At 50.0% G+C, this 25,787-nt stretch carries 25 protein-coding genes and 1 pseudogene; 16 read left to right on the plus strand and 10 right to left on the minus strand.

The window, feature by feature from the left end; all coding sequences use genetic code 11:
* Positions 1-74: 74 nt before the first annotated feature.
* The 3 genes from flgA to flgN all read left to right on the plus strand — a co-directional run bounded on the left by flgA (position 75) and on the right by flgN (position 1,547).
* The gene (gene flgA, locus OGY13_RS15260; protein WP_153687026.1) at positions 75-734 is read left to right on the plus strand and encodes a flagellar basal body P-ring formation chaperone FlgA; all 660 of its coding nucleotides are present in this window, start codon (positions 75-77) and stop codon (positions 732-734) included.
* A gap of 93 nt (positions 735-827) precedes the next feature.
* Positions 828-1,121, plus strand: a complete 294-nt coding sequence (gene flgM / locus OGY13_RS15265) for a flagellar biosynthesis anti-sigma factor FlgM (protein WP_003832153.1) — start codon at positions 828-830, stop codon at positions 1,119-1,121.
* 3 nt (positions 1,122-1,124) lie between these two features.
* Complete coding sequence (flgN, locus tag OGY13_RS15270; protein ID WP_003036178.1) at positions 1,125-1,547, plus strand: flagella biosynthesis chaperone FlgN; 423 nt, start codon at positions 1,125-1,127, stop codon at positions 1,545-1,547.
* Between the two features lie 85 nt (positions 1,548-1,632).
* On the opposite strand, the gene murJ is transcribed toward flgN, so the two are convergent.
* From murJ to rimJ, 4 genes are all read right to left on the minus strand, one after another.
* Positions 1,633-3,168, minus strand: coding sequence for a murein biosynthesis integral membrane protein MurJ (gene murJ, locus OGY13_RS15275; protein ID WP_003832150.1), 1,536 nt, complete (start codon positions 3,166-3,168; stop codon positions 1,633-1,635).
* Between the two features lie 222 nt (positions 3,169-3,390).
* Positions 3,391-4,314 (minus strand): Gfo/Idh/MocA family protein, encoded by a 924-nt coding sequence (locus OGY13_RS15280; RefSeq protein ID WP_213752873.1) that lies wholly within the window; start codon positions 4,312-4,314, stop codon positions 3,391-3,393.
* Between the two features lies 1 nt (position 4,315).
* Positions 4,316-4,963 carry a YceH family protein gene (locus tag OGY13_RS15285; protein ID WP_020996497.1) on the minus strand — a complete coding sequence of 216 codons (648 nt, stop codon included), beginning with the start codon at positions 4,961-4,963 and terminating at the stop codon, positions 4,316-4,318.
* Between the two features lie 34 nt (positions 4,964-4,997).
* Positions 4,998-5,582, minus strand: coding sequence for a ribosomal protein S5-alanine N-acetyltransferase (rimJ, locus tag OGY13_RS15290; RefSeq protein WP_003832145.1), 585 nt, complete (start codon positions 5,580-5,582; stop codon positions 4,998-5,000).
* A gap of 259 nt (positions 5,583-5,841) precedes the next feature.
* Between rimJ and mdtH the strand changes: the two genes are divergently transcribed.
* The 9 genes from mdtH to OGY13_RS15335 all read left to right on the plus strand — a co-directional run bounded on the left by mdtH (position 5,842) and on the right by OGY13_RS15335 (position 12,586).
* Entirely contained in the window at positions 5,842-7,050 is a 1,209-nt protein-coding gene (gene mdtH / locus OGY13_RS15295) for a multidrug efflux MFS transporter MdtH (RefSeq protein WP_003832142.1), read from the plus strand.
* Positions 7,051-7,164: 114 nt separating this feature from the next.
* Positions 7,165-7,725: a lipoprotein gene (locus tag OGY13_RS15300; protein ID WP_213752872.1), complete on the plus strand. Its 561-nt coding sequence runs from the start codon at positions 7,165-7,167 to the stop codon at positions 7,723-7,725.
* 105 nt (positions 7,726-7,830) lie between these two features.
* Positions 7,831-8,877, plus strand: coding sequence for a dihydroorotase (gene pyrC, locus OGY13_RS15305; RefSeq protein ID WP_008784353.1), 1,047 nt, complete (start codon positions 7,831-7,833; stop codon positions 8,875-8,877).
* A 65-nt stretch (positions 8,878-8,942) separates the two neighbouring features.
* The gene (gene dinI / locus OGY13_RS15310) at positions 8,943-9,188 is read left to right on the plus strand and encodes a DNA damage-inducible protein I (protein WP_003036157.1); all 246 of its coding nucleotides are present in this window, start codon (positions 8,943-8,945) and stop codon (positions 9,186-9,188) included.
* Between the two features lie 339 nt (positions 9,189-9,527).
* The gene (gene bssS / locus OGY13_RS15315) at positions 9,528-9,782 is read left to right on the plus strand and encodes a biofilm formation regulator BssS (protein ID WP_003036154.1); all 255 of its coding nucleotides are present in this window, start codon (positions 9,528-9,530) and stop codon (positions 9,780-9,782) included.
* Between the two features lie 114 nt (positions 9,783-9,896).
* Entirely contained in the window at positions 9,897-11,012 is a 1,116-nt protein-coding gene (solA, locus tag OGY13_RS15320; RefSeq protein WP_213752871.1) for an N-methyl-L-tryptophan oxidase, read from the plus strand.
* Positions 11,013-11,067: 55 nt separating this feature from the next.
* Positions 11,068-11,181, plus strand: coding sequence for a YceO family protein (locus OGY13_RS15325; protein ID WP_003036148.1), 114 nt, complete (start codon positions 11,068-11,070; stop codon positions 11,179-11,181).
* 261 nt (positions 11,182-11,442) lie between these two features.
* Positions 11,443-12,009, plus strand: a complete 567-nt coding sequence (locus tag OGY13_RS15330; RefSeq protein WP_213752870.1) for a cytochrome b — start codon at positions 11,443-11,445, stop codon at positions 12,007-12,009.
* 1 nt (position 12,010) lies between these two features.
* Positions 12,011-12,586 (plus strand): YceI family protein, encoded by a 576-nt coding sequence (locus OGY13_RS15335; RefSeq protein ID WP_003832130.1) that lies wholly within the window; start codon positions 12,011-12,013, stop codon positions 12,584-12,586.
* A gap of 45 nt (positions 12,587-12,631) precedes the next feature.
* On the opposite strand, the gene trhO is transcribed toward OGY13_RS15335, so the two are convergent.
* Positions 12,632-13,684: an oxygen-dependent tRNA uridine(34) hydroxylase TrhO gene (trhO, locus tag OGY13_RS15340; RefSeq protein ID WP_003832128.1), complete on the minus strand. Its 1,053-nt coding sequence runs from the start codon at positions 13,682-13,684 to the stop codon at positions 12,632-12,634.
* A 220-nt stretch (positions 13,685-13,904) separates the two neighbouring features.
* Here trhO and OGY13_RS15345 point away from each other — a divergent pair, with 220 nt between their 5' ends.
* Both OGY13_RS15345 and mdtG read left to right on the plus strand, forming a co-directional pair.
* Positions 13,905-14,825 (plus strand): Kdo(2)-lipid IV(A) acyltransferase, encoded by a 921-nt coding sequence (locus OGY13_RS15345; RefSeq protein ID WP_003036136.1) that lies wholly within the window; start codon positions 13,905-13,907, stop codon positions 14,823-14,825.
* A 155-nt stretch (positions 14,826-14,980) separates the two neighbouring features.
* The gene (gene mdtG, locus OGY13_RS15350) at positions 14,981-16,201 is read left to right on the plus strand and encodes a multidrug efflux MFS transporter MdtG (protein ID WP_032942948.1); all 1,221 of its coding nucleotides are present in this window, start codon (positions 14,981-14,983) and stop codon (positions 16,199-16,201) included.
* A 64-nt stretch (positions 16,202-16,265) separates the two neighbouring features.
* On the opposite strand, the gene OGY13_RS15355 is transcribed toward mdtG, so the two are convergent.
* Positions 16,266-17,597, minus strand: coding sequence for a sensor domain-containing diguanylate cyclase (locus OGY13_RS15355; protein ID WP_048236462.1), 1,332 nt, complete (start codon positions 17,595-17,597; stop codon positions 16,266-16,268).
* Positions 17,598-18,289: 692 nt separating this feature from the next.
* Between OGY13_RS15355 and OGY13_RS15360 the strand changes: the two genes are divergently transcribed.
* Entirely contained in the window at positions 18,290-18,667 is a 378-nt protein-coding gene (locus OGY13_RS15360; RefSeq protein WP_008784346.1) for a MysB family protein, read from the plus strand.
* Here OGY13_RS15360 and OGY13_RS15365 read toward each other — a convergent pair whose 3' ends face one another.
* The 3 genes from OGY13_RS15365 to mdoG form a co-directional block, all read right to left on the minus strand.
* Positions 18,668-18,895: a YceK/YidQ family lipoprotein gene (locus tag OGY13_RS15365; RefSeq protein WP_003832117.1), complete on the minus strand. Its 228-nt coding sequence runs from the start codon at positions 18,893-18,895 to the stop codon at positions 18,668-18,670.
* Positions 18,896-18,971: 76 nt separating this feature from the next.
* Positions 18,972-21,500, minus strand: coding sequence for a glucans biosynthesis glucosyltransferase MdoH (gene mdoH / locus OGY13_RS15370; protein WP_048235662.1), 2,529 nt, complete (start codon positions 21,498-21,500; stop codon positions 18,972-18,974).
* A complete protein-coding gene (gene mdoG / locus OGY13_RS15375) occupies positions 21,493-23,028 on the minus strand; it encodes a glucans biosynthesis protein MdoG (protein WP_103014639.1) in 1,536 nt (511 codons plus the stop codon). Before mdoG ends, mdoH begins: the two co-directional genes overlap by 8 nt.
* A gap of 271 nt (positions 23,029-23,299) precedes the next feature.
* Between mdoG and mdoC the strand changes: the two genes are divergently transcribed.
* Positions 23,300-24,460: a glucans biosynthesis protein MdoC gene (mdoC, locus tag OGY13_RS15380; protein ID WP_032942947.1), complete on the plus strand. Its 1,161-nt coding sequence runs from the start codon at positions 23,300-23,302 to the stop codon at positions 24,458-24,460.
* Positions 24,461-24,479: 19 nt separating this feature from the next.
* On the opposite strand, the pseudogene OGY13_RS15385 reads toward mdoC, so the two are convergent.
* Positions 24,480-25,715 (minus strand): annotated as a pseudogene (locus OGY13_RS15385) (phospholipase D family protein); the annotation flags it as partial.
* Positions 25,716-25,787 lie beyond the last annotated feature (72 nt).

Here is a 25,787-nt window from a genome sequence, read left to right on the forward strand (position 1 = left end):
TCGCTATTTGTTGCGTTGATGACTGCGTCACACAGGTAAAATCCTGCCACTACCTGAAAAAGCGCGAGGTTTTGATGCAAACGTTTAAACGTGGAATAGTCGTGGCAGCACTGCTGTTCAGCCCTATGACGCTGGCGCAAGACCTGAATTCGCAGCTAACGGCATGGTTTTCCCAGCGCCTGGCCGGATTTAGCGATGAGGTGGTGGTCACTATCCGAACGTCACCTAACTTACTGCCGAGCTGTGAGCAACCAGCATTAAGCGTGTCAGGTAGCGCGAAACTGTGGGGTAATGTGAATGTGCTGGCCCGCTGTGCCAACGAAAAACGTTATCTGCAGGTGAACGTGCAGGCGACGGGAAACTACGTTGTTGCCGCTGCGTCCGTAGCGCGAGGTAGCCCCCTGACCCCAGCCAGCGTAACGCTGAAACGTGGTCGACTGGACCAACTACCGCCGCGCGCGGTGCTGGATATGAGTCAGGTGCAAGATGCAGTGAGCCTGCGCGATCTGGTGCCGGGCCAACCGATACAGCTTTCGATGTTGCGCCAGGCATGGCGGATCAAGGCCGGTCAGCGCGTACTGGTTATTGCCAACGGAGATGGCTTTCGGGTCAATGCCGAAGGTAAAGCGCTGAACAACGCCGCTGTCGCACAGAATGCGCGAGTGCGGATGATTTCAGGCCAGGTGGTGAGCGGCGTCGTCGATTCTGATGGGAATATTCTTATTAACCTATAATAGGTTAAAGATTTTTTAGCGTGTGCCGATAGATAAACAACCAATGATTACAGCGGGCCGCTATAGCGTAACCCCTCGATGAGGAAAAATAAAATGAGCATTGATCGTACCTCACCATTGAAGCCAGTAAGCACCGTTCAGCCGCGTGAAACCAGCGATGCGCCGGTACAAAAAGCGCGGAAGGAAAAAACCACCGCGACCACCAGCACCAGCGTCATGCTGAGCGACGCCCAGGCCAAACTGATGCAGCCCGGAACCAATGACATCAATATGGAACGCGTGGAAGCACTGAAAACCGCAATCCGTAACGGTGAATTGAAAATGGATACCGGAAAAATTGCCGACTCGCTGATTCGCGAGGCGCAGAGCTACCTACAGAGTAAATAAAGTATGACTCGTTTGTCAGAAATACTTGACCAGATGACGACCGTCCTCAATGACCTGAAAACGGTAATGGATGCTGAACAGCAGCAGCTTTCCGCAGGGCATATCAACGGCAGCCAGCTACAGCGTATTACAGAAGAAAAAAGCTCCTTGCTGGCAACCCTTGATTATCTTGAGCAGCAGCGCCGCCTGGAACATGACGCCACGCGCAGCGCCAATGATGAGATTGCTGAACGCTGGCAGACTATCACCAAGAAAACACAGCATTTACGCGACCTCAACCAGCACAACGGTTGGCTGCTGGAAGGGCAGATCGAGCGTAATCAACAAGCAATACAAGTGCTGAAACCGCACCAGGAACCGGCGTTGTATGGCGCAAACGGTCAAACCTCTGCTGCGCACCGCGGCGGGAAAAAATTCTCTATTTGATGTCAGCCTGATAACGTTTTGCTTATCAGGCCTACGCCTTTTGTAGGCCGGATACGGCGTTATGCCGCCATCCGGCATTGATCCTTTACGCCGTCCGGCGCACAAACTCTTTTACTTTAAAGCCCAGTACGGCGAGTGCTGCGAAGTAAGCGGCAATACCTGCCACCACGACCGCCATCAGACGCAGCAGACGCCACAACATCGTTCCCTGCGACCAATCCGGCATGATGTAGAGCATCCCAACCAGCACCGCAGACATCACCAGCACGGAAATCACCAGACGCGCCAGGAACCAGCTCCAGCCCGGTTGTGGGGTAAAGATTTTCTGTTTCCGCAGTTGCCAGTACAGCAGTGAAGCGTTCAGACATGCCGCCAGACCAATCGACAGCGACAGCCCGGCATGCTTTAACGGCCCGATAAACGCCAGGTTCATCACCTGGGTCATAATCAGCGTCACAATGGCAATCTTCACTGGCGTTTTAATATCCTGGCGCGAGTAAAAGCCCGGAGCCAACACTTTCACCACGATCAAGCCAATCAAACCTACCGAGTACGCCACCAGCGCACGCTGGGTCATCGCGGCATCAAAGGCGGTAAATTTACCGTACTGGAACAGAGACACCGTCAGCGGTTTGGCCAGAATACCCAACGCTACGGCACTCGGTAATGCCAACAGGAAACACAAGCGCAGGCCCCAGTCCATCAGGCGACAATATTCATCATGATTACCGCTGGAAAAGCTTTTGGACAGCGATGGCAGCAGGATAGTCCCCAGCGCCACGCCCAGAACACCGGACGGAAACTCCATCAGACGGTCGGCATAATACATCCATGAAACTGAGCCAGAGGCCAGAAACGAGGCGAAAATCGTATTGATGATCAGTGAAATCTGGCTGACAGATACCCCAAGGATCGCCGGGCCCATTTGCTTGACGACACGCATCGCCCCCGCATCACGGAAGTTCACGCGCGGCAGCACCAGCATGCCAATTTTCTTCAAGTGCGGAAGCTGATAAATCAGCTGTAGCACGCCGCCAACCGTAACGGCCCACGCCAGCGCCAGCACCGGCGGGTTAAAATAGGGTGCCGCAAATAGCGCGAAGCCGATCATGCTGATATTCAGAAAGGTCGGGGCAAACGCAGGAATGGAAAAGCGGTTCCAGGTATTAAGGATCGCACCAACGAGTGAGGCCAGTGAAATCAGTAGAATATAGGGAAAAGTGATCCGCAGCAGTTGAGTGGTCAGCGCAAATTTATCCGCTGTGTCGGCAAATCCCGGCGCGGTGACTAATATCACCCATGGCGCAGCCAACATCCCGGCTACCGTCACCACGGCCAGCGCCAGCGTCAGCAGTCCGGAAACGTAGGCAACAAACACGCGGGTAGCATCTTCCCCCTGCTTGCTTTTGTACTCAGCAAGAATCGGCACAAATGCCTGCGAAAATGCGCCTTCGGCAAAAATTCGGCGCAACAGGTTAGGAAGTTTGAATGCCACAAAAAAGGCATCTGTCGCCATCCCTGCACCAAAGATTCTGGCGACAATCGCATCACGCGCAAAACCCAGCACACGTGAAAACATCGTCATCGAGCTGACGGCTGCCAGCGACTTTAATAAATTCATCTATGTTGTATTCCAGACTCTGAGGCAAAACCCCGACAAACCTGCCCGTAGGTCGGATAAGGCATTCTCGTCGCCATCCGACACTTTTGCTGTGCCTGATGGCGACCCCCTGGCACCTTATCAGGCCGACAAACCAGCCTATGGTTGAAAAGAGGTGTTATTTTGAGTGGGCATATAGTACCTGGATTACAATGAATTACTACCGCCAGATGTTACAGGGGGTTATTCAGCCATCGCCTCCCGCCACAGCTTTTCAACAACACGCTGGGCCAGTAGCGCCTGCTCGCCTGCCGTTTGGGGAACCGTCTGATTTTGCACGCACTCAATGAAATGACGGGCACATCCGGCAAAACCACGCTGTTCTAAGGTCGTTTGCCAGCCCGCTATCGGCTTATGAACAACACCTTGCCCACGCTCTTCCCGCCATTCCCGCATATCAGTGACGTCAATCAGGCCGCCGTCCGTCACCGCCTGCACGCTCTCGCGCTGGCTACCGGCACGGCGATGCATACTGGTCGTTATCTGCATTTGACCGACAGAAAAATGATGCTCGGCGTAGAGCATCGCACCAGATTCATTGGTCAGCAGCGTGCCGTTATTTAACTGCGCCTGCCCTCCCGCCAGCCACAAAGCGGTATCGACCACGTGCAGATAGTCGTCCAGCAGAGTGAAGCGCAGATCGTGCGGCCCAACGCTATCCGTACGGTGCTTATCCATACGTACAGACGCTGCGGTGCTTAACTGGGTTTTGAGAACCTGGTACAGCGGTGCAAATCGACGGTTAAACCCGACCATCAGCGTGAGTTTTTTCCGCGCGGCCAGCTCGACCAGTTGCTCAGCCTCGTGCAGGTTTTCCGCCAGCGGTTTATCCACACACACGTGAACTCCGGCATTCAGCAATTCACTAACTACCGCATAGTGCGTCGCGGTACTGGAATGGACGAAAACCGCGTCGCAGGTTTGCGCCAGATTCTTCAATGAATCCACGTAGGGTATTCGCCAGGTGTCACAGATACGCTGTGCTTTATCGCGTGAAGGTGAAAATGCGCCTTGCAGCGTCCAGTCCGCGGAGGTGCCTAGCACGGGTAGCCAGGCCTTTTGTGCAATACCGCCCAGGCCGACTACGCCGATACGTAATTTTTTCACGTTAGTCTCCCAGGTGCGCCAGCAAGGAATCAAGTCGCTGCTTAAGCTCTGCGACTTCCGTTTCCAGCGCTTCCACGCGCGCCTGCAGATCACCGGAGGCTACAGGGGGTTCATCTGCCGCGGCAATGGCTTCATCAACCTCACCACAAAACAGGTGCATATAGCGACTTTCACGTTTGCCCGGCTCACGCGCCAGGCGGATCACATAAGGCCCATCTTCCCGGTTCGCCAGATTTTCCAGCGTCGACTCCACTTCGGCCATATCGCTGAATTCGTACATACGGGATGCGCGGCTACGCAGTTCACCAGGCGTCTGAGCGCCCCGCAGCAGCAGTGTGGTGATTATGGCCACCTCTGCGGCACTAAGCTTCAGATTGCCAAATTCAGAGTTGCAGAAACGCTGCTCATATTTCGTGACGCGATTGCCAAAACCGCTCACCGTGCGCAGAAAATGTCGCTTAACCAGGTTATCCAACTGCTCCTGCACGTCCGATTCCGACAGGTTCATCACCGGTTCACGATTCGTTTTTTGATTGCAGGCTGTTACGACTCCATTAACGGAGAGTGGGTACTGTTCCGGCGTGGTCACTTGTTTTTCTAATAAACAGCCAATCACTCGTGCTTCGGTGGCGGTTAATTCGTATTTCATCGTCTTCTCCATTAATCATGGCTGCATCTGAAACTTAGCGGCCGGGGGTCCATTCTGATGTGGTCAACGCCGTCAGCACGTGATCGCGCCACTGCCCGTCAATCAGCAGGTAGTCTTTGGCATACCCTTCTTTTTCAAAACCCAGTCGCGCCAGCAGGTCACCGCTGCGCTTATTATGTGGCATGTAGTTAGCCATAATGCGGTGAATATGCTGCGTGCGCTGCATATAACGAATGGCCGAGGTTAAGGCTTCATACATTAGCCCCTGCCCCTGCCATTTCTGCGCAATGGAGTAGCCGAGATAACAGGCATGGAAGGATCCCCGCACCACGTTTGAGAAGTTCGCAACGCCGATAATCTCTTTTTCGTCAGGATCGAGCAGCGCAAAATAATAGGCGGTGCCCTGTTTATGAAACTCAGAGATCATGCTCAGACGCGCCTGCCAGCCGGACGGATAGCAGTGGCTTTCATCGCGAATAGGTTCCCAGGGTTTTAAGAAATGACGATTTTCTGCGTAATAATCTGCCAGACGCCAGGCATCACGCTCATGCACTAAACGCACGACCAGGCGGTCGGTGGTTAAGCGCACTTTTGGCACGTTACTGCGATAGCCAAACATTCTATACCTACTCCTTCCCGTAACGTCTTCAATACGCTATTCGCATTACTATACCTGTGCGAATACACCCTGTGAAAAGAGCAAAATGCCATTTTTTGAATTATTCACACATTTTGATGAAAACTCTCTATCAAGACGGACTTTTGATAAAAAAATATTGTCCCGCGAAGGGTGGGAAAAGCGATGACGACACCGCAGAATAGGAGGTGCTTATCTTTTAAACTCTATCCAGAGTGACGAGTTTTTCCCTGGAGGGGAAATGTCGCAAGTCTCGCAGGCAAGGAACCTGGGTAAATACTTCCTTCTCATCGATAATATGCTGGTCGTGCTGGGTTTCTTCGTCGTTTTCCCACTGATCTCAATTCGTTTCGTCGACCAAATGGGCTGGGCCGCCGTGATGGTCGGTATTGCACTAGGATTACGTCAATTTATCCAGCAGGGGTTGGGTATTTTCGGCGGTGCTATTGCGGACCGTTTCGGTGCAAAACCGATGATCGTCACCGGCATGCTGATGCGCGCTGCCGGGTTCGCCACCATGGGCATTGCCCATGAGCCGTGGCTGCTGTGGTTTTCCTGCTTTCTCTCCGGACTGGGCGGTACACTATTCGACCCACCCCGCTCGGCGCTGGTGGTTAAACTGATCCGCCCGGAAAAGCGTGGGCGCTTTTTCTCTATTCTGATGATGCAGGATAGCGCCGGGGCCGTGGTTGGCGCGTTGCTTGGCAGTTGGTTATTGCAATACGATTTTCGTCTCGTCTGTGCCACCGGCGCAATTTTGTTCGTTCTGTGCGCGGCGTTTAACGCCTGGCTGCTCCCGGCATGGAAGCTGTCGACGGTGAAAATTCCAGTGCGCGAAGGGATGAGCCACGTGATGCATGACAAGCGCTTTGTCACCTATGTGCTGACGCTGGCGGGCTATTACATGCTGGCGGTACAGGTGATGCTGATGCTGCCAATCATGGTGAACGACATCGCAGGTTCACCGGCCGCCGTGAAATGGATGTATGCCATCGAGGCGTGCCTCTCATTGACGCTGCTCTACCCAATTGCCCGCTGGAGTGAAAAACGTTTTCGCCTTGAACATCGTCTGATGGCCGGTCTGCTGGTGATGTCTCTGAGCATGATGCCGATCGGTCTGGTGGGGAATTTGCAGCAGTTGTTCACCCTGATCTGTACGTTCTATATTGGCTCGATCATCGCCGAACCAGCGCGTGAAACCCTTAGCGCCTCACTGGCGAATGCACGTGCCAGAGGAAGCTATATGGGCTTCAGTCGACTGGGGCTCGCTATCGGAGGCGCAATTGGATATATCGGCGGCGGCTGGCTGTTTGACATGGGTAAAGCCCTGGCACAGCCTGAGTTGCCCTGGATGATGCTCGGTATTATCGGCCTCATCACCTTCCTGGCGCTGGGCTGGCAATTCAGTCTCAAACGCCCAACGAGAGGCATGCTGGAGCCAGACGCCTGATAGCCGAACCTGCGTCCGGGCGCTTTTCAGTTTTTTCTGCTGGCGTCCGGGGCGCTGGTACTCGATGATGCTTTGTGTCACGATTACGCCACATGCATCATGTTGAGGAACCCCATGAAAAAGTTTTTTTTTGCCGCTGCACTGATTGTCAGCGGCCTGTTGGTTGGTTGTAATCAACTCACGCAATACACGGTTAGCGAGCAAGAAATTAATCAGGCCCTGGCAAAGCATAATAACTTTTCTAAAGATATCGGCTTGCCCGGCGTTGCTGAAGCACACATCGTACTAAATAATCTCGCCAGTCAGATTGGCCGTGAAGAACCCAATAAAGTGACGCTGACCGGTGATGCCAACCTGGACATGAATTCCCTGTTTGGCAGCCAAAAAGCGACCATGAAGCTGAAGTTAAAAGCCTTACCGGTATTCAACAAAGAGAAAGGCGCAATTTATCTGCAAGAGATGGAAGTCGTGGATGCGACCGTTACACCAGAAAAAATGCAGTCGGTACTGCAAACGCTGATGCCTTATTTAAACCAGTCGCTGCGTAACTATTTCAACCAGCAGCCAGCCTACATTCTGCAGGATGACAGTAGCCAGAGTGAAGCACTGGCGAAAAAACTGGCGAAGGGAATTGAGGTGAAACCGGGGGAAATCATCATCCCGTTCACCGACTAATAAAACTGAGGGCGCCGATGCGCCCTTTTTTTTCGTGCAAACGAAAACGTTTCCGCTTATCCTTTGTTTCCGGCAAAAAAGACTATCCTCAGCCGGAGCATATTAATGACTGCACCATCCCAGGTTTTAAAGATCCGCCGCCCAGACGACTGGCATCTTCACTTTCGCGATGGCGACATGTTAAAAACTGTCGTGCCCTACACCAGTGAAATTTATGGTCGCGCCATTGTCATGCCGAACCTGGCACCGCCCGTCACCACGGTTGACGCGGCTATCGCTTATCGCCAGCGCATTCTTGACGCGGTACCTGCTGGACACGACTTCACACCATTAATGACCTGCTACTTAACGGATACGTTGGATCCCAACGAGCTGGAACGTGGATTTAACGAAGGCGTATTCACCGCAGCAAAACTCTATCCGGCCAATGCCACCACCAACTCGACGCATGGTGTAACCTCTATTGACGCCATCATGCCGGTGCTGGAGAGGATGGAAAAATTGGGTATGCCGCTGCTGGTGCACGGCGAAGTGACGCATGCAGATATCGATATTTTCGATCGCGAAGCGCGCTTTATTGAAACGGTGATGGAACCGCTGCGCCAGCGTTTGACCTCGCTGAAAGTAGTGTTCGAGCATATCACTACCAAAGATGCTGCCGAATACGTGCGCGACGGTAACGAGCTTCTGGCAGCGACTATTACGCCACAGCACCTGATGTTTAACCGCAACCACATGCTGGTTGGCGGGATTCGTCCTCACCTGTACTGCCTGCCGATCCTCAAACGTAACGTCCACCAACAGGCGCTGCGTGAACTGGTTGCCAGCGGGTTTACGCGCGCCTTCCTCGGTACCGACTCAGCGCCGCACGCACGTCATCGCAAAGAGTCAAGCTGTGGGTGTGCTGGATGCTTTAATGCACCGACCGCACTAGGCAGCTATGCCACCGTGTTTGAAGAGATGAATGCGCTGGACCATTTCGAAGCCTTCTGCTCACTCAACGGCCCACAGTTCTATGGTTTGCCGGTAAATGAGACCTTTATTGAGCTGGAACGCATGGAGCACCTTGTTCCTGAGAGCATAGCGTTGGAAGACGATACGCTGGTGCCTTTCCTGGGTGGCGAAACGGTACGCTGGTCAGTAAAAAGCTAAAAAAAGTGTAGCCAACTGATTCGAATAACTGTATAAATAAACAGTATATTCAACAGGGGGCTACTATGCGTATTGAAGTCACTATTGCCAAAACTTCACCTTTACCTGCCGGTGCAATTGACGCACTGGCAGGTGAACTCTCCCGCCGTATTCAGCACCATTTTCCGGATAACGAAGGTAACGTTACCGTCCGTTATGCCGGCGCAAACAATCTGTCGGTTATTGGCGCGACCAAAGAGGACAAAGAACGCATCAGCGAGATCCTACAGGAAACCTGGGAAAGCGCGGATGACTGGTTCATTAACGAATAAATAATGATATGCAGTGATGTTTGTTTGCCGGGTCGCCCCGGCTTTTTTATACACGCTATCTTGTAATCAATCGCACATTTCTTCTGACGAGCATTTAATTTAATATTAACCCACCGATTATCTTTTAACCAAAACAACAAAATAATTGTGCAACATACTTAAAAAAAATGAATAACATGTCGGTTTCTTAGTCAGATAACGCTGAAAACAAAAAATTTATGCCCTTCCCTCTTTAAATTTTCAATGAATACCCTTATTTATTGATATACTGAAGTTGCTTCAGAAAAAACGCATTGAACCTCGAAAACCGTTGTCTAGTAACACGAATTAGGGGGCATGATGGAAAAGAATAATGAAGTCATTCAGACTCATCCGCTTGTAGGGTGGGACATCAGCACTGTTGATAGCTACGATGCGCTGATGCTGCGTTTGCACTACCAAACCCCGAACCGCCCTGACCCGGATGGGACTGAAGTTGGTCAAACGCTCTGGTTAACCACTGATGTTGCCAGGCAATTTATTTCGATATTAGAAGCAGGAATCGCCAAAATTGAATCTGGCGATTACCAGGTAAATGAGTATCAGCGACATTAAACCTGATACATCCAACCATCAAAAGGCACCTTAGCGGTGCCTTTCTTATTTCCAGGTTGAATATTCCAGGTCAGTTATTTACCCTTCTACTATCGCGATTGCAGAGAGAAGCGGATGAAATACGACTTAATCATTATTGGCAGCGGTTCGGTAGGCGCCGCAGCTGGATACTATGCCACTCGTGCCGGTCTGAAGGTTCTGATGATCGATGCGCATATGCCACCACATCAACAGGGCAGCCACCACGGCGATACTCGATTAATTCGTCATGCTTATGGCGAAGGAGAAAAATACGTTCCGCTGGTGCTACGTGCGCAAACATTGTGGGATGAACTGTCCACCCATAATGAAGAACCGATTTTTGTTCGCTCCGGAGTTATCAACCTCGGTCCGGCAGAGTCAACCTTCTTAGCAACTGCAGCGCAAAGCGCAAAACAGTGGCAACTTAACGTTGAACAATTAGATGCAGCGGCCATCATGGCTCGCTGGCCGGAAATTCGCGTACCTGACAACTATGTCGGTCTGTTTGAAGCGGAGTCCGGTTTTTTACGCAGTGAGTTAGCAATTAAAACCTGGATCCGTCTGGCGGAAGAAGCAGGCTGTGCGCAACTGTTTAAATGCCCGGTCAGCGCAATTCATCACGGTGATGATGGCATCACGGTAGAAACGGCTGACGGTGACTACCACGCGAAGAAAGCAGTGATCAGCGCCGGCACCTGGGTGCAGGCTTTAGTCCCTGAACTACCGATACAACCTGTGCGCAAAGTGTTCGCCTGGTATCAGGCCGATGGGCGCTACAGCGTTAAGAATAACTTCCCGGCCTTCACCGGCGAACTGCCAAATGGCGATCAATACTACGGTTTCCCGGCTGAAAACGACGAGCTGAAAATTGGTAAGCACAATGGAGGACAGGTAATTCACTCTGCAGAAGAGCGTAAGCCATTTGCCGCTGTGGCCAGCGACGGTTCTGAAGCCTTCCCATTCCTGCGCACAATTCTGCCTGGCGTTGGCTGTTGCCTGCACGGCGCATCCTGCACTTACGATAATTCACCGGATGAGGACTTTATAATTGATACTCTGCCGGAACATGACAACACGCTGATCATTACCGGACTGAGCGGACATGGCTTTAAGTTTGCCTCTGTACTGGGAGAGATTGCGGCAGACTTCGCTCAGGACAAACCGTCTGACTTTGACCTGACCCCCTTCAGGCTAAGCCGTTTTAAGTGATAATAAATGAATGGCCTCGTTGGTGAGGCCATTTTTAATGACAGGAATAACGTCAATGCGCCGTATCTTTCACTATCTGGTTAATAATATTCGCGAGCATCTTATGCTCTACATTATTTTATGGTCACTGCTGGCCATTATGGATGTAATATATATTATGTTTTTCTGATTCCTGCGCGCTGACAATAATTGACAAAAATTGAGATTAGCTTAATTTTCATTGCAATAAACTGAACAATAACAAAAACCATAACACCCCATAGACTAAGCCCGCCACATATTTTCGCACTAATCCCTTGATGATTACCTCAACAATCAGTCAACTTTATTGAACAAAAAATAAATATCATCACTATTGTTATTTATTAGTTGCATTAATGTCTTTTACACGCCATTTTCATTCACTTCTGAAATATCAATCGGTGTGCTTATGCAATTCAATAATACTCCACAGCGCTATGGCGTAGTGTCAGCCACATTACATTGGCTGGTTGCGATTGCTGTATATGGCATGTTTGCGTTGGGGTTATGGATGGTCACGCTTAGCTACTATGATGGCTGGTATCACCAGGCCCCCGAACTGCATAAAAGCATCGGCATCCTACTCATGATGGGACTGGTTATCCGCGTTATCTGGCGGTTGTTCTCCCCTCCGCCTGCTGCGTTGGCAAGCTACTCCCGTTTAACCCGTATCGCCGCGGCAATCGGTCACCTCGCACTTTATTTGCTGCTCTTTTCAATAGTCATCAGCGGATATCTGATTTCCACCGCAGATGGCAAAGCGATAAGCGTCTTTGGCTGGTTCGACATTCCCGCCACCCTGGCCAATGCGGGTACCCAGGCCGACCTCGCCGGTAGCTTGCACCTGTGGCTTGCGTGGACCGTGGTGATTTTATCCCTACTACACGGACTGATGGCCCTGAAACATCACTTTATTGATAACGACGATACCCTCAATCGCATGTTGGGAAAATCGTCATCTGACTATGGAGCTTAAAATGAAAAAAAACCTGCTGGGACTTACACTCGCTTCTCTGTTATTCACCACCGGGTCGGCCGTGGCGGCAGATTACAAAATTGACAAGGAAGGACAGCATGCCTTTGTTAATTTCCGTATTCAGCATCTGGGTTACAGCTGGCTGTACGGCACTTTCAAAGATTTCGACGGTACGTTTACCTTTGATGAGAAAAATCCCGCAGCCGATAAGGTTAACGTAACCATCAACACCAACAGCGTTGACACTAATCACGCCGAACGCGACAAGCATCTGCGCAGTGCAGATTTCCTTAACGTGGCAAAATTCCCGCAGGCGACCTTCAGCTCCACCAGCGTGAAAAAAGAGGGAAATGACCTGGATATCACCGGTAATTTGACCCTGAACGGCGTTACCAAACCGGTTACGCTGGACGCGAAGCTCATCGGTCAGGGTGGCGATCCCTGGGGCGGTACGCGCGCTGGTTTTGAAGCGCAAGGTAAGATTAAGCTGAAGGATTTCAACATCACCACCGATCTCGGCCCTGCATCGCAGGAAGTCGATTTGATCATCTCAGTGGAAGGTGTTCAGCAGAAGTAACGCATGAATTACCGGATGAGGTACTACCCCTCATCCGGCATCATGTTATTGCGCAGGGTCTGGAATACCCAGTTTGGTATTCAGGTGACCGCGTGATTTATTGAAGATTTTATTGCCATTTTCACGCCCCGCACGACGACGCCGTTGTTCCTCTTCCGGCAACTCACTCTCTTCGCTACACAGCTCGCTACAGCAGCCTTTATATTTCTGCGCACAAGCCGGGCACTGAATAAACAACAGATGGCAGCCATCATTTTTGCAATTAGTATGGCTATCGCACGCCGTGCCGCACTGATGGCAATGTGCGATAACATCTTCAGAGATCCTTTCGCCCATACGCTCATCAAAGACAAAGTTTTTACCGACAAAACGTACCGGAAGCCCCTGCTCACGCGCCTTGCGGGCATACTCAATAATACCGCCCTCAATGTGCCAGACTTTGCTAAATCCATTGTGTTTCATCCAGGCGCTAGCTTTCTCACAGCGGATCCCACCCGTGCAATACATCACGATTTTTTTATCTTTATGCGCCTGCATCATTTCAACAGCTTTCGGCAACTGGTCGCGGAACGTGTCTGCCGGTATCTCCAGCGCATTCTCGAAATGACCCACCTCATATTCATAGTGGTTGCGCATATCAATGAATACCGCTTCAGGATCGTCCAGCATGGCGTTCACTTCTGCAGCCTTGAGATAATCCCCCACGTTGCTGGCGTCAAAGTCTGGATCGTCAATACCATCCGCCACGATACGTTCGCGGACTTTCATACGCAGTACCCAGAACGATTTACCGTCATCATCCAGCGCTATATTCAGACGTAAATCCTTCAATGCAGCATCAAACGCATAGAGTTGCTGGCGAAATGCCTCGACGTTGCTTTGCGGTACGCTGATTTGCGCGTTAATTCCTTCATGGGCAAGATATACTCGCCCGAAGACGTTCAATGCGGTGAACATCTGGTACAGCGCATCACGCGTGTGCTGAGGATTGGCAATGGTGAAATATTTATAGAATGAGATCGTCGTGCGCGGCTCGGTCTCGGCCAGCATTTTGGCTTTGAGGGCGTCGTTCGAAATGCGGTTGTGTAACACTGGCATGGTGTACGTATCCTGCAAATAAGGAATAAATGAAAATCGGCGGCATAATAAAGCAAACATCGCCAATTTACATCCACACATTTTACGCTACATTTCATACTTCACGATAAAATCGCAACAACAATTGCGGAATTAATCACCGTTCTCCCGTCACAAATTTTTGATACGCGCGAAAAAATGCGACAATACAGGGAATTGGTCGTTTGAAGACAGGATAGACATGACGAATTTACCCAAGTTTTCGGCTGCGTTACTGCATCCACGTTATTGGTTAACCTGGCTGGGTATTGGCATCCTTTGGTTAATCGTGCAGTTACCCTACCCCATCCTCTTTAAGTTGGGCTGTGCGTTAGGTCGACTAGCGCTACGTTTGATGAAACGTCGGGCAAAAATTGTTTCCCGAAATCTGGAACTGTGCTTCCCGCAGATGAGTGAGCAGGAACGCCAGCAGATGGTCGTCAAGAACTTCGAATCCGTAGGTATGGGCGTAATGGAAACCGGGATGGCCTGGTTTTGGTCCGATAAGCGTATTTCGCGCTGGACGGAAGTGATCGGAATGGAACATATCCGTGACGTTCAGGCGCAAAAACGCGGGATTCTGTTAGTGGGTCTGCATTTTCTGACTCTGGAACTGGGTGCGCGCCAGTTTGGCTTGCAGGAGCCGGGTATTGGTGTGTATCGGCCTAACGACAATCCGCTGCTGGACTGGCTACAAACCTGGGGCCGCATGCGCTCGAATAAATCAATGCTCGATCGTAAAGACCTGAAAGGGATGATTAAAGCCTTGAAAAAGGGCGAAGTGGTCTGGTACGCGCCGGATCATGATTACGGCCCTCGCGCCAGCGTGTTTGTACCACTTTTTGCCGTTGAACAAGCCGCAACAACCTCAGGGACCTGGATGCTTTCACGCATGTCCAATGCCTGCCTGGTACCGTTTGTTCCCCGCCGCAAACCTGACGGTAAAGGGTATCAATTGATTATGTTGCCTCCAGAATGTTCACCACCGTTGGACGACGCAGAGACTACAGCTGCGTGGATGAACAAAATTGTTGAGCAATGCATCATGATGGCGCCAGAGCAGTATATGTGGTTGCATCGTCGCTTCAAGACGCGTCCTGAAGGCTCCCCTTCTCTGTACTGACGCAGAGTTGCAGCCCAGTGGGCTGCAACCCGCTCCCTACCCGTTTTAGGTTTAACTGCTATCCGCATTGCAGCAACTATCAACCAGGCGCATAATTAGCCTGCTTACTTATATTCAATCGATAGCGCAAACAGCGCATCACACTGCGGATCGCTATGTCACCCTCAGATGCCCCCATAAACTGGAAACGCAACCTCACCGTTGCCTGGTTAGGTTGTTTTTTAACCGGAGCAGCATTTAGCCTGGTCATGCCCTTTTTGCCTCTTTACGTCGAGAGTCTCGGCGTCACGGGTCATAGCGCCCTGAATATGTGGTCAGGCCTGGTCTTCAGCATCACCTTTCTCTTTTCAGCCATTGCCTCTCCTTTCTGGGGTGGCCTTGCCGATCGCAAAGGACGAAAAATCATGCTACTGCGTTCCGCGTTGGGCATGGCAATTGTGATGCTGCTGATGGGACTGGCGCAAAATATCTGGCAGTTCTTAATCCTGCGCGCCTTGTTAGGGCTGCTTGGTGGATTCATCCCCAATGCGAATGCACTGATCGCCACCCAGGTTCCACGCAATAAAAGCGGCTGGGCACTGGGAACGCTTTCAACCGGTGGCGTTAGTGGCGCACTGCTCGGGCCGCTAGCTGGCGGCCTCCTCGCGGATCAGTACGGATTACGCCCTGTATTTTTCATCACCGCCAGCGTGCTGCTGGTCTGCTTCATCCTGACGCTATTTTTTATCCGCGAGCGTTTCCAGCCGGTGAGCAAGAAGGAGATGCTGCACATTCGTGAAGTCGTGGCCTCTTTAAAGAACCCCAAACTGGTGCTGAGCCTGTTTATCACCACTTTGATCATTCAGGTAGCCACCGGTTCTATCGCGCCAATACTGACTCTGTACGTTCGAGAGTTGGCTGGCAACGTCAGCAATATTGCGTTTATCAGTGGGATGATAGCCTCTGTCCCCGGCGTTGCGGCATTAATCAGCGCCCCGAAACTTGGCAAATTAGGCGATCGAATTGGCCCGGAGAAGATCCTGATCGTCGCGCTGATCGTTTCTGTGTTACTGCTTATTCCAATGTCATTTGTCCATACGCCCTGGCAGCTTGGTGTTCTGCGCTTTTTATTGGGTGCGGCCGACGGCGCTCTGCTCCCGGCGGTACAAACGCTGCTGGTTTACAACTCGACCAATCAAATAGCTGGACGTATTTTCAGTTATAACCAGTCATTTCGCGATATCGGTAACGTAACAGGACCTCTAATGGGGGCAGCGATATCCGCCAACTACGGTTTTCGTGCCGTTTTCTGTGTGACCGCGGGCGTCGTACTGTTTAACGCCCTGTACTCGTGGAATAGCCTGCGCCGTCGTCGGAGTACAGAGGTCGTGGGATGATTTGTGTATTTGTATTCGCCGGTTCGGAATAATAAACTTATCTTACACAACGTATATTTCAACCTTAATGATAATAGTAACACACCTTATTTCTGCCAGAATTTTTGGCTTCATACAATGCGGCATCGGCGTATGAAACAACTTTATCCGCTGATTCATCATCAATTTTGCTACAATATACACCGATACTTATCGTCATTTTTTCTTTTAACTCATATGAATTTGGTATTGTCGTACCATTCTCTACATTTCGCCTAATTCGCTCTGCAACAACAATTGCCTCATCTTTATCGTTACACTTAAGAAGGATCGCAAATTCTTCGCCGCCTACTCTGGCAAAAATATCCGTATCTCTGATTGATTTATTGACAATGTCGACAATGCTGATTATCACTCTGTCACCTTCCTGATGACCGTAAGTATCATTAATCCGTTTGAATTTATCAATATCCAGAACCATTACACATACTGTGCCTTTTGCTAATGATGATTTTAATGACTTATAGAATAGTTTACGATTATATATTTTAGTCATTGCGTCTTTAATAGCTGAATCCGTTTCTTTTTTTAAGATGATGAAGGTGTTGTACATCAGTATTGAGATTATACACAGAGCACTTATCACCTCAATCCCCCGGCTTACATACCAAATATACATGCTATATTCATCCAGGCTCAGAAGTAGTACATTGGTCAATATTGCTGAGCAACACAGTAGCCCTATACTTTTCCACAAGATGTTATGCGTTCTGGTTTTAATGATTAAATACAACAGGACCAGTCCCCAGGATACAATAAGCGAATAAATGTACCCAATATGCCAGTGCACGGTGACATTATCAGGCTTCAGGCTTGTGATCTCGAGTGTAAAATTAGGGTTGTAACTGGCCAGAGCGTGCGCCACCACCGCGATAACAAGCATGATTAAAAAAGACAGAACGATATAGCAAGGTTCTCTTTCTTTGGTTTCAATAACTGTCGAGGATACTTTATAAGATTTTAATGAAACAAATAGCAGAGCGATGAAACTAATCTGCCGAAAGTAATAGAATATGGCTATATCGTTAGTTCTTTTTTCGATTGAGGCATAATCATTAATCAAGTCCTGAACGATGTAGATAGTCTCGATGAAAAATATGTTATTCCCAAGAAACGCCATACCTAATATCATAAGGCAGGTGAGATCTTTTCTACAAAGATACTGGAATAACATAAACAGGAAGATTATCCCATATAAAAAGAATAACCCTACAATTATAATCAGATATACTGTTTGCGGCACACTTTGTATCGTTAATTTAAATTGTGTAAGACACACTCCACCAAGAACATAGCTAGCCAAACAGATTATATAGAAAGCCATTAACCTTCTATTATTTGAATTGCCGTTATCCATAACAACCTTAAGGGCTTTCTTAATTTTGCATTTTATATAATAAAGCATAAGATTTTGCAAACTATTATATCTGCACAGATTCAATGACACTAATTCATTTCTTATTTAATGGTTTCTTATAGATTTATAACCTTTGTCATTAATAATATTTAATTATGTATACTATTTAAGTATCACTCACACTATTCACAGCCCCCATACACAAAAGATACTTTGTCACTACCAGAGACACCACTAAGTTTAGCCACTTTCATTGATTGCACCTGCGACACTTCCGTATAGGGCATTAATTTTCTTCTTAGTTTTTATTAAGTTACGAAATATTACTTCATAAGCGATCGGATTTCCTCTCTAAAACATATAAAAAATAACGTTTAACCCTGAAGATTTCCTTATATAACGTCATTTTTTAATTTTTCGATTTTCATTACTACATAGCAAACCACATACATTACTATTTTTTCTTGAATTTTTTTCCTGATATTACGTCGGCTTCAGTATCTGCCAATGTAAATTTTTTCATAAACAACCGAAGTTACTTTCCCCCAGTCTCGTAGGCATTGCAGGCAGTAATCATCTGATTGAGTGAGCCATGCAGCTAACGGGTTTGACGCTCTGCGGATCGCCGTCTATAGATTGAATCATCCCCCTTTATTGTTCGCCTTAGGAGAAGAAATATGGCAAAGAATGACATGAATTTTTATGCCACGTTGGAAGAGGCTATTGATGCAGCTCGTGAAGTGTTTCTGGCTGATAACCCTGACCTTGAGTCAGACGACGCCAGCGTTCAACAGCTAAGCGTCCAAAAATACGTGCTACAGGATGGCGACATTATGTGGCAGGCGGAATTCTTTGCTGACGAGGATGATGTAGATGGTGAATGTCTTCCAATCCTGAGCGGGGAAGCGGCCCAGAGCGTTTTTGATGGCGACTATGATGAAATTGAAATCCGCCAGGAGTGGCAGGAAGAAAATACGCTTCACGAATGGGATGAAGGTGAATTCCAGCTGGAACCTCCCCTTGATACTGAAGAGGGACAGACCGCAGCCGATGAATGGGATGAGCGATAATTACTCGTAAGGTCCATGATGTATGTCGAGCGGCAGCAGCAACGTATCAAACACCAGCGAAAATGGCAGATCGAGGATAGTGACGTAGCGCCATGCGGAGTCCCTAACATCCCATTGCACGCCAGGATAGTATTGGTTTCCGTGTCCTTGCCCTGGGATGGTACGACTAATAATGCTGCCGCATCCGCTCAGGAAGAAGATCATTATTCCTACAGCCAATATTCGCACCTGCTACCTCACGACTCATTCTATTCAATATAAAAAAATACCGGCACCAGGCCGGTATTTTCACGTTACAGAACGCTTATTTTTTCCTGAGCGCCAGCGGGTTCAGTGTCAGTCCCTGATAGTAGTTCACCCACGAAGAATACTTATCAGGTGAATTCCAGACACGGTAATGTAAACGCGCCATGGTCACCGGATCGCTCAACAACACCAGGCGGCGATCGCGATTCAGTTTCTCCGGCGTTTCGTTCAGTGCCTGTTCCACATGACGATCGCGTGCAATCTCCAGCACGTTGCTGGCGCGGTGGCGTGCAGTCGCCATGGCCGTGGCCAGTGCGTTAAACGACGGATTAAACACCGCATGCATAAAGCCATCGTCCAGCGTACGTTTACGGTTCATCACCAGATAAGTATCGGTATCCACCAGCACCTGCGGCGGAGAATACTCTTCCGGGATCAGGAACAGCTTCCAGCGCTTGGTACGTAACCCCACCGTGGAACGGCTGGAAATCACGGAAACAAACGGTGACAGGATCAGCGAGAAGACAATCGGTGCCAGCCAGAACAGGAAACGCAGATCCAGCCAGGCCATACCCACAGCCCACACCAGCCCCAGCAGTAACTGAGAACCGTGACGCATAAACGCTTCACCCCACGGGGTCGAATCGTCATCACGCTGCGGCGAATTCCACACAACTTCCCAACCGAGGAAGGCACTCACGACGAAGACGGTGTGGAACAACATACGCACCGGCGCCAGCAACACGGAGAACAGAACTTCCAACAGTAGCGACAGCGTGACGCGGATAAACCCGCCGTACTCTTTCGTCCCTTTACACCAGATGAGCAAAATACTCAGCAGCTTCGGCAGGAACAGCAGCACCATCGTTGAAGCAAACAGCGCGATCGCCAGTTCAGGTCGCCACTGCGGCCAAACCGGGAACAGCTGACGCGGTTGCAGGAAGTACTGCGGCTCCGTCAACGCATGCACCACCTGCAATGCGGTAGAGAGCGCGAGGAACATAAACCAAAGCGGCGCAGACAGATAGGACATTACACCGGTCAGGAATACCGCACGGTGAACCGGGTGCATCCCTTTCACCAGGAACAAACGGAAGTTCATCAGGTTACCGTGGCACCAGCGGCGGTCGCGCTTGAGTTCATCCAGCAGGTTCGGCGGCAGCTCTTCATAAGATCCCGGCAGATCGTAAGCAATCCACACCCCCCAGCCAGCACGACGCATCAATGCCGCTTCCACGAAGTCATGGGAGAGGATCGATCCCGCAAACGAGCCTTCGCCCGGTAACGGCGCGAGCGCACAGTGCTCGATAAATGGCTTCACGCGGATAATTGCGTTGTGGCCCCAATAGTGTGATTCCCCTAACTGCCAGAAGTGAAGCCCGGCGGTAAACAGCGGTCCGTAAACACGGGTCGCAAACTGCTGGCAGCGCGCATACAGCGTATCCATACCGGAAGCCTTCGGTGAAGACTGGATAATCCCGGCATTCGGATTCGCTTCCATCAGACGCACCAGGCCGCTCAGACAGTCACCACTCATCACTGAGTCAGCGTCCAGCACCACCATGTAGCTGTACTGATTTCCCCAGCGACGACAAAAGTCATCAATGTTGCCGCTTTTACGCTTCACGCGACGACGGCGACGGCGGTAGAAAATCTGCCCTTCGCCCTGCACCTCAGCAATCAGCTCCATCCACGCTTTTTGTTCTGCCACGCAGATATCAGGGTTGTAGCTGTCGCTCAGGATATAAACATCGAAATGTTCGGCGTTGCCCGTTGCTTTGACCGATTCCCACGTGGCGCGAAGTCCCGCAAATACGCGGTCAACGTCCTCGTTACAGATAGGCATAATCAGCGCGGTACGGTGTTCAGGATTCAGCGGTTCATCCCCAACCGTTGAGGCCGAGATACTGTACTTATCTCGTCCAATCAACAGTTGCAGGAAGCCCATCAGCGCGGTCCAGAATCCCGCAGACACCCAACAGAAAAGCACGGCAAACAAAATAAGAATGCCGGTTTGCAGCATGTAGGGCAGCAGTTGCATAAAGGAGACCCACAAGTTCTGTCCCATCATGTCTACCGGATTAATAAATGCCCACCCCTGATACGGGAGGATCGTCTTCATATACCAGGTTGCTACGACCGTTTGCGCCAGCGTTAGAATCAACAGCGTATAGCGGCGGATGGTGCCTACGGTACGCCATTTTTGCTCGCTTTCTTGTTCTTCTTTCGTCAAACGCGAAAGATAACGCGGCGTCACATCGCGCCCACGCAAGCGATCCCAAAAACGACCAACCGGGTTGGTACGCCAGGGATCGGGGAACATAGAGGTACGCGTTGCTTTTGGCATCGCCTGCAGCTGATCGCGGCCCTCATCGTCCTTAACCAACTGCTCTTTAGCCAAAGAATCCGGCCATGCTTGCTCAAGGCGAGCTTTCACAGAACCCTGCGGTGAATCATCTTCGCGCGAGTAAGTACGATGCTCGGCATCCAACGCCTGATGAACGGCGCGGATGTCAGTTTTCGGCAGTGCCGCTTTCTCGATATCCGAAAGCGGCATTGCGTCAATATACTCAGTTGTCTTATTCATTGGCAGGTAACTGGTAGCTCCAGGTTTCACTCAGCGTCTGATCGGCATTGACCAAGGCAGCACGCATTTCAGTGGTTTTCTTCACGTCTTTCACTTTCACGCGCAGCATCAAACGCCAACCCTTAGATACCGGGTTATAGCGCACAGTGCTTTCAACGATTTCACCGTTGTCGCCAATACTGGTTTGTGCGGTAACCGGGGTATCCTGCGGCAGCTTTTTCATATCTGTGCCGGTAAAGTCCACCACAAACGCGATGGTACCGTCAGGCTGACGAATCAGGTTGGACTGTTTTACATCACCGGTAGAACGACGAGTCTGCTGTACCCAGGCGCTTTCCGGCGCATGAAGCTTGTCCTCATCACGCGTGAACGTCAAAGTGTACTTGAAGTTCATCTCTTTGCCCGCTTCAGGCAGTTGATCCGGCGTCCAGTACGCAACGATGTTATCGTTCGTTTCATCGTTAGTTGGGATTTCAACTAACTCAATCTTACCTTTACCCCAGTCACCTTTTGGCGTGATCCAGGCGCTTGGGCGCAGATCGTAACGATCGTCGATATCTTCAAAACGCGAGAACTGACGGCCACGCTGCAACAGTCCGAATCCTTGCGGGTTTTCCATTGCGAAGCTGCTCACCGCGAGATGTTTCGGGTTATTCAGCGGACGCCAAATCCACTCCCCATTGCCCGCGTGGATAGACAAACCGTTAGAATCATGCAGTTCCGGACGATAGTTTGTCGCCGGAGACGGCTGGTTCGGTCCAAACAGGAACATACTGGTTAACGGTGCCACACCCAGTTTGCCCACTTTGTCGCGCAGGTAAACTTTGGACTGGACATCAACGACAGTGTCACGACCTGGAATAATGACAAAACGATACGCTCCGGTTGCACGCGGAGAATCCAACAAAGCATAAATGGTTAAACGTTTATCAGTCGGTTTCGGACGCTCGATCCAAAACTCACGGAAGCGGGGAAATTCTTCACCAGAAGGCAGAGCGGTATCAATCGCGAGGCCACGCGCTGACAGGCCGTAGACCTGACCTGCACCCAGAACGCGAAAATAGCTGGCACCGAGCATGCTGACGATTTCATCGTTTTTATCTTTGCTGTTGATCGGATACAGCACTTTGAACCCGGCGAAGCCGAGATCTTTTACCGTGTCTTTATCATGCTGAACATCGCCAAAATTAAAATAATCCGGGCTGTATTTGATTCTTTTCACCGCCGTGGCGGTAACTTCGTTGATTTTGACCGGCGTGTCGAAGTACATACCCTGGTGGTAGAACTCGAGCTTAAATGGGGTCTTGAGATTGCTCCAGTACGCTTTATCGCGATTGAACTGGATCTGTTGATAATCCGCATATTTCATGTCGCGGAAAACGGAGGGCAAGTTACTTTTTGGCGCCTCATAGCCTTTCCCGGCTAAGGATTGAGCTTGTTTTGCAACATCATCAATACTGAACGCCCAGCTCGATGATGTATACAGCGTTAACATGACTGCTGCACCCAACCAACGCATTTTCATCATTTGTAGTTTATGTTTCATAATTAGTAAGCACTTCCCCCTTTGTGTGCTTATATTGATCCGATCCATTTTAATGGATAATCGGGTACTCCGACAACTGAATCCCTGTATTGTTCGCGCGCTGGCTCATGGTTTAAGCAGGTTCATCTGCCTGTTTTCACTTTGCGTGCTTATCCTGGAGACAGGTTGTTGGACTTCGTGTAGGGTTGCCCTCGAATGTAACCATTATTCGTCTTAGGGATAAGACGAAAAGTCTGAGAATACGTAACTGTCTATGAGCTCTGTATCACCACCACGTGAATATTTTCTTGACTCCATCCGTGCCTGGCTAATGTTGTTAGGGATCCCATTCCATATTTCATTGATCTACTCCACCCACACCTGGCACGTGAACAGCGCAGAACCGTCATGGTGGTTAACCCTTTTTAACGACTTTATCCATGCATTTCGCATGCAGGTCTTCTTTGTCATTTCAGGTTATTTTTCCTACATGCTTTTTTTGCGCTATCCGTTAAAACGCTGGTGGAAGGTGCGTGTAGAACGCGTGGGGATCCCCATGCTGACCGCGATTCCGCTGCTTACGCTGCCGCAATTTATCATGCTGCAATACGTGAAAGGGAAAGCAGACAGCTGGCATACCCTCAGCGGCTATGACAAATACAATGCGCTGGCCTGGGAGCTGATTTCCCATCTGTGGTTTTTACTGGTTCTGGTGGTGTTAACGACCCTGAGCATGTGGGTGTTTACCCAGATGAAAAACAGACTATCGCGTGGAGACGGTACCCCTGCATCGGGGGTGTCAATGACCAAATTAACGCTGATTTTTATATTGTTGGGTGTCGGCTATGCCGCCGTCAGAAGAACGATTTTCATCCTCTACCCTTCGATTCTCAGCGATGGCATGTTTAATTTTATCGTTATGCAAACGCTGTTCTATGTGCCTTTCTTTATGCTCGGTGCGCTGGCGTTTATCAATCCGAATCTGAAAGCACTGTTTACCACGCCATCGCGCGGCTGCACGCTAGGCGCCGCATTCGCATTTGTCGCATACCTGCTCAATCAACGTTACGGCAACGGCGATGCCTGGATGTATGAAACCGAATATGTCATTACCATGGTCATGGGGCTATGGATGGTGAATGTCGTCTTTTCGCTTGGCCACCGTTTACTGAATTTCCAGTCGGCTCGCGTGACCTATTTTGTCAACGCGTCGCTGTTCATCTATTTGGTGCACCACCCGTTAACGCTGTTTTTTGGCGCGTATATCACACCGCATATCAAGTCGAATCTGCTGGGTTTTCTCTGCGGTCTGCTTTTTGTGGTTGGAATTGCGGTCATACTGTACGAAATCCATTTACGGATCCCGGTGCTGAAGTTTCTCTTTTCGGGTAAACCGCCCATTAAGCAGGATAAAAACAAGGCGGTAGCCGGTTAGTTTTCTTGCATTGAATGGTTCAGAGCAGCCATTCAATGGGCAACACGGATGCAAGCCTCACCAGAACCCGCTTCCAGAATCCTGTAGCGGGTTCTTTTTTCAGTACCTGTTCGCTGCCAGAAAGCCGATCAACCCAGTTGATTCTGCCCCAACGGTCAAGACGTAGTTGCCAGGCCATGTCACGCTGACTTTGCATAAAACGTTTATGAATCAACTCGGCCAGTACTTCACTCTCAATCACAAACCCCATTTCCGTATTGAGCAGCGTTGAACGGGGATCAAAATTAAGCGAACCGATAAACACTTTACGACCGTCAATACTGAAGGTTTTCGCATGCAGGCTGGAGCCTGAATTACCGGTTAATCCCCGGTCATGAACTGCTGAAACGCGATCGCGGGTTGGTTTGAGCTCGTATAACTCCACACCGTAGCGCAGGAGTTTTTTTCGCCAACGCGCATAGCCTGCGTGAACAACCGCGACATCATTCGCCGCCAGAGAATTAGTTAAAATTGCGATCTTAACGCCTTTTCTCACCAGTCTCAGGAGCTGCGCCACACCGGCGCGAGTTGGTACAAAGTAGGCGGAAATAATATCAATACGCTCGGTCGGAGATCCCATCACGTCAAACAAACGCTGTGGTAATAGTGAGTGGCGCGGCGCTTTCCCCTCTCCTTTTGCAGGATCATCACTCAGCAAGCGCGTTTTCGCCCAAATTAGCGGCAGCGACCTCTGATCGAGATGGGTCATAAACTGGCTGGTTTCCAGCTTATGTAGATAGCGACGCGTTATGTCATCATTATACCAGGATTCGGGAAGTTCGATTTTTTGCGTAGAAGCTGGTTCAGCCACCTCAAGTACGTTTTGCAATGTTGAAACCGAGCGGCAGCGCCAGTAACGCTCAAAGTCGTCTGCAACATCCTGGACAACCGGTCCAATAGCCATAACGTCCAGATCGGAAAACAGTGGTTGTTCGCCTGCGCCAAAATAGGCATCGCCTATATTTCGCCCCCCCACAAGAGTTACGACGCCGTCAGCGGTATAACTTTTGTTGTGCATACGTCGATTCAACCGGGCAAAATCGGTTAAATAGCCCAGGGCACGCAGGATGCGAAAGGAAAAGGGATTAAACAGGCGGACTTCAATATTAGGGTGATTGTCCAGCAAACGCAGCGTGTCATCCAGACCTGGCGTGTTGTTATCATCCAGCAACAAACGCACCCGGACGCCCCGCTTCGCTGCGGCCAGCAAAACGGAATCTATGGTCACTCCCGTTTTTGCAACACCGATTTTGACGACAAGTTGGCTTGCTTGAATCTATCCGGCGTC

Origin of the sequence: Citrobacter sp. Cpo045, assembly GCF_030332875.1 — a bacterium.
GTDB lineage: Bacteria > Pseudomonadota > Gammaproteobacteria > Enterobacterales > Enterobacteriaceae > Citrobacter > Citrobacter portucalensis.